Below are 4,121 nucleotides of genomic sequence, written 5' to 3'. Positions count from 1 at the left end.
GCCCTCGCGCGAGGCGGTGGACGCCTATCAGGACCTCCGCGAGCAGCTCGACCGCCTCGCCGGCCGCATCAACGGCGATCATGCCGATCTCGACTGGGTGCCGATCCGCTATCTCGCGCGGAGCTACCCCCGCGCCGCGCTCTCGGGCCTCTACCGGCTGGCGCGGGTGGGGCTGGTGACGCCGCTCTACGACGGCATGAACCTCGTCGCCAAGGAGTTCGTCGCCGCCCAGGATCCCGAGGATCCGGGCGCGTTGGTGCTCTCGGAATTCGCCGGCGCCGCCGAGCAGCTCGACGGCGCGGTCCTGGTGAACCCCCATGACATCATGGCCACCGCCGACGCGATCCACGCCGCCATCGTCATGTCCGTCGAGGACCGCCGCGCGCGCTGGGAGGCGCTGAACGCCGCGGTGCGCGAGAAGGACATCGCCTGGTGGCGCAACGAATTCCTCGCCGCGCTCGACGCGATCCGGTCCGACCGGTGAGCCGCGGCGGCCTCGCGGCGCTGCGCCTCGCGCCCGGGGACGCGCTCTTTCTCGACTTCGACGGCACCCTCGCCGAGATCGGCCCCGATCCCGAGGCCATCCGGCTCGACGCCGCCACCGAGGCCGCGCTGCGCACCATCGCGGAACGTCTCGGCGGCGCCGTGGCACTCCTCAGCGGCCGCGACCTGCGCGATCTCGCCCGCCGCACCCCGGATGCGCTCTGGCGCGCCGGCGGTCACGGGCTGGAGATCCTTGCCCCCCACGCCGCACCGCCCGGCCCGCCGCCGCCGCCGCCCGCGGCCCTGCTCGCGCCCCTGCGCGCGGCCGCGCGACACCCCGGCGTGCGGCTCGAGCTCAAGGGTCCGGTGGCCGCGCTCCACTACCGCGCCGCGCCCGAGGCAGAGGCCGCCTGCCTCGCCGCCGCCGCCGAAGCCGCCGCAAGGCTCCCCGGCCACGTCCGCCAGCCCGGCAAGATGGTCGTGGAGGTCAAGCCGCAGGCCGCGCACAAGGGCGCCGCCCTGCGCCGCATGGCCGCGGACCCGCCCTTCGCCGGACGCCGGCTGCTCATGTTCGGCGACGATACCACCGACGAGGACGCCATCGCCGCCGCCGAGGCGCTCGGCGGCATCGGCATCAAGATCGGCGGCGGCACCACCGCCGCCTCCGTTCGCGCGCCCGACCCCGCCGCGCTCCGGGCCTGGCTCGCCCGCGAGGCCGAGGCCCTGGCCGGCGCCGGCTGATCCCGGCCGCCCGCCCCCTAATCCGCGGGATGCCCCTCGATCAGGCTCGCCGCCGCCGGCCCGAGCCGGTCGGGGATCGTCCGCTGCTGGTGCCAATGCGGATAGATCAGCCGCGGCAGGCTGACCCGGTCGAGCCGCTCCCGCTCCGCTGCCGCCAGCACCAGATCCGCCGCGCCGAGATTGCGGCGCAGCTGCTCCTCGGTCCGGGCGCCGAGAATGACCGAGGCGACGCCCGCGCGCCCGAGCAGCCAGGCCAGCGCCACCTCCGCCGCCGAGGCGCCACGGCCGTTCGCGATGGCCACGAGTTCCTCGATCGTGTCGTAGAGCCGCGCCTCGTCGGAGAGCGGCGGCTCGTGCCAGTCGTTCAGATGCCGCCCGCCCTCTTCCGGCGCCTTGCCGCGCCGGTACTTGCCCGAGAGTAGCCCCCCGGCCAGCGGGCTCCAGATCAGCGCGCCGAGCCCCTGGTCGATCCCCGCCGGGAGCAGCTCGTATTCCGCGTCCCGGCTCTCCAGCGAATAATAGATCTGCTGCGCCACCGGCGGCACGACTCCCATGGCCCGCGCCGTCGCCATGATCTTCACCAGCTGCCAGCCCGCGAAATTCGAGATGCCAGAATAGCGGATTTTCCCGGCGCGGGTCAGCGTGTCGAAGGCCTCGAGCGTCTCCTCGAGCGGCGTCAGCCCGTCCCATTGATGCATCTGGTAGAGGTCGATCCGGTCGGTCCCGAGCCGCTTCAGGCTCGCCTCGCATTGCGCCACCACATGCGCGCGCGACAGCCCCAGGTCGTTCGGCCCCTCGCCCATCCGGAAGCGCACCTTGGTGGCGACCAGCAGCCGCTCGCGCCGCCCGGCCATGGCCTCGCCGAGGATCTCCTCGGAACGTCCGCGCGAATAGGCATTGGCGGTGTCGATCAGGTTGATCCCCGCCTCGAGGCAGATATCGAGCAGCCGGCACGCCTGCGCGGTTTCCGTCGCCCCCCATTTCGCGAGCGGCCCGACGCCGCCGAAGGTGGCGGTACCAAAAGCCAGCGCCGAGACCTTCAGGCCCGACCGGCCGAGCTGGCGATATTCCATGTGCCTCTCCCTTTCCCCGTGGTTGCCCCCGCATCCTCCGGCCTAGCACCCCGCCCGCGCCGCGTCCCCCCCGAATCGGCGCGGGTCCCGGGCCGCGCGTGGCGCCCGTCCCGCTTCACGCCTCGAGCATCACGCCGATCCCCCGCACGGTGTTCCAGTTGCGGAAGGTCCCCGGCCCGCCCGCGCGCCGCGGCTTCATCGCCGCCGCCAACCGCGAGCCGCCCTGGCCATGGGGAAAATGCACCCAGAGATCGCCATCGACCAGCGCCATGCGCTCGTCCGCGCTCCGATAGGGCTCCAGCGCTTCCAGGACCCCGGCGCCGGCCGGCGCCCGCATCACCCGCACCGCGACCCTGTCGGGCGCCAGCAGCGACGCCTCCGGAAACGGGTTGCCCGCCATGAGCCGCCCCCAACGGGACGAATCGCGAAGGATGATGTCCACGTGCCGGCCGAATCGCGCGGCGAAGGCCGTCTCCAGCCGCTGCTCCAGCAGCCGCGGATCGGCCGCCGGCGCATCGAACACCAGATTGCCGGTCGCCACCAGCGACCGCACCCGCGCGAATCCCAGGCCCTCGGCCATCGCCCGCAGGTCGCCCATGCGCAGCCGCCGGCCCGGTCCGAGCACCACGCTGTAGAGCAATGCCACATGGCGCGCCATCGCACCCCCCCCTCTGGCTGCCGCCACCCTGCCCGCCGCCGCGCCCCCGCACAATGCGGCTCCGGCGCGGCCGCGGCTCGGCTCCCCGCGGAAGGCCCGCGCATGGATTGTGCACGTCGCGTGCACGGTTCGTGCACAGCCCGCGCCGGGCGAAACTAGCCCTTGCCACGCCTCGTGCCGCGCCGCTAACTCGCGCCGCCATGGACCGCTCCCGCCCCCTCTACGCCGCGCTCTGGATGCTGGGAGCGGTGGCGTCCTTCTCGGCCATGGTGGTCGCCGGCCGGGAAATCCAGCTCGAGATGAACACCTTCGAGCTGATGCTCTACCGCTCGGTGATCGGCTGGCTCACCGTCGCCGCCATCCTCGCCCGCAGCCGCACGGGCTTCACCCAGGTCCGCACCGCCCATGCCGGGCTGCACGTCAAGCGCAACCTCTTCCATTTCGCGGGCCAGAACCTCTGGTTCTACGCCCTCGCCACCATCCCGCTCGCCCAGCTCACCGCGCTGGAATTCACCAATCCGATCTGGGTCGCGCTCCTAGCACCCGTCCTGCTCTCCGAGAAGCTGACGCGCCCGCGCATCGCCGCGGCCGCGCTCGGCTTTCTCGGCGTGCTCATCGTCGCGCGCCCCGGCTCCGCCCCCCTCGGCCCGGGCCAGGCGGCGGCGCTCCTCGCCGCCACCGGCTTCGCCATGAACACGATCTATACCAAGCAGATCATGCGCTTCGACAGCGTGCTTTGCGTACTTTTCTGGATGACGCTGGCGCAATCTTGCTTCAGCCTCGCCCTCGCGCTCCCCGGGGGCATCCCGCTGCCCTCGCCGGAGCTCGTCCCCTGGATCCTCGTGGTCGGGCTCACCGGCCTGACCGCGCATTACGCGCTGACCTCGGCGCTCTCCTGGGCGCCGGCCTCGGTGGTGGCACCGATGGAATTCATCCGCCTGCCGGTGCTCGCGACCCTGGGAATGCTGGTCTATGGCGAGCCCTTCGACCCGGTGGTGTTCCTCGGCGCCGGCGCGATCGTGCTCGGCAATCTGGTGAACCTGCGGGGGGAACGGGCACGCACCGCAGCGTGAAGGATCTTTTGTTGCGCCTGCGAACATGCTAGGCGACCACCCGACACGAGGGCGCTCAGGAGCAAGCCATGAACATCGACAGCATCCCCGCCG

At 72.8% G+C, this 4,121-nt stretch carries 5 protein-coding genes; 3 read left to right on the top strand and 2 right to left on the bottom strand.

The genetic code is table 11. The features are described 5' to 3' along the window. Positions 1 to 484 (top strand): trehalose-6-phosphate synthase (locus V7050_RS19045; protein ID WP_324411038.1); only part of this gene is annotated, 484 nt, incomplete at its 5' end. Beyond that, a complete protein-coding gene (otsB, locus tag V7050_RS19040) occupies positions 481 to 1,224 on the top strand; it encodes a trehalose-phosphatase (protein ID WP_324374661.1) in 744 nt (247 codons plus the stop codon). The genes V7050_RS19045 and otsB, both read left to right, overlap by 4 nt. Positions 1,225 to 1,241: 17 nt before the next feature. Here the strand turns inward: otsB and V7050_RS19035 are convergent, their stop codons facing one another. Continuing rightward, positions 1,242 to 2,297, bottom strand: a complete 1,056-nt coding sequence (locus tag V7050_RS19035) for an aldo/keto reductase (protein ID WP_324369899.1) — start codon at positions 2,295 to 2,297, stop codon at positions 1,242 to 1,244. 115 nt (positions 2,298 to 2,412) lie between these two features. Beyond that, complete coding sequence (locus tag V7050_RS19030) at positions 2,413 to 2,955, bottom strand: DUF1697 domain-containing protein (protein ID WP_324369901.1); 543 nt, start codon at positions 2,953 to 2,955, stop codon at positions 2,413 to 2,415. A 200-nt stretch (positions 2,956 to 3,155) separates the two neighbouring features. On the opposite strand from V7050_RS19030, the gene V7050_RS19025 reads away from it, so the two are divergent. After that, positions 3,156 to 4,028, top strand: a complete 873-nt coding sequence (locus V7050_RS19025) for a DMT family transporter (protein WP_324369903.1) — start codon at positions 3,156 to 3,158, stop codon at positions 4,026 to 4,028. Positions 4,029 to 4,121: the final 93 nt, after the last annotated feature.

The sequence above is a fragment of the Amaricoccus sp. genome (genome assembly GCF_036846665.1).
GTDB lineage: Bacteria > Pseudomonadota > Alphaproteobacteria > Rhodobacterales > Rhodobacteraceae > Amaricoccus.
The sequence above is the reverse complement of the archived record's forward strand: the minus strand, read 5'-3'. Positions and strand labels throughout refer to the sequence as shown.

Excerpts from the sequence above, each read along its gene's own strand:
- V7050_RS19035 (WP_324369899.1), bottom strand. The coding sequence starts at position 2,297 with ATGGAATATCGCCAGCTCGGCCGGTCGGGCCTGAAGGTCTCGGCGCTG.
- V7050_RS19030 (WP_324369901.1), bottom strand. The coding sequence starts at position 2,955 with ATGGCGCGCCATGTGGCATTGCTCTACAGCGTGGTGCTCGGACCGGGC.
- V7050_RS19025 (WP_324369903.1), top strand. The coding sequence starts at position 3,156 with ATGGACCGCTCCCGCCCCCTCTACGCCGCGCTCTGGATGCTGGGAGCG.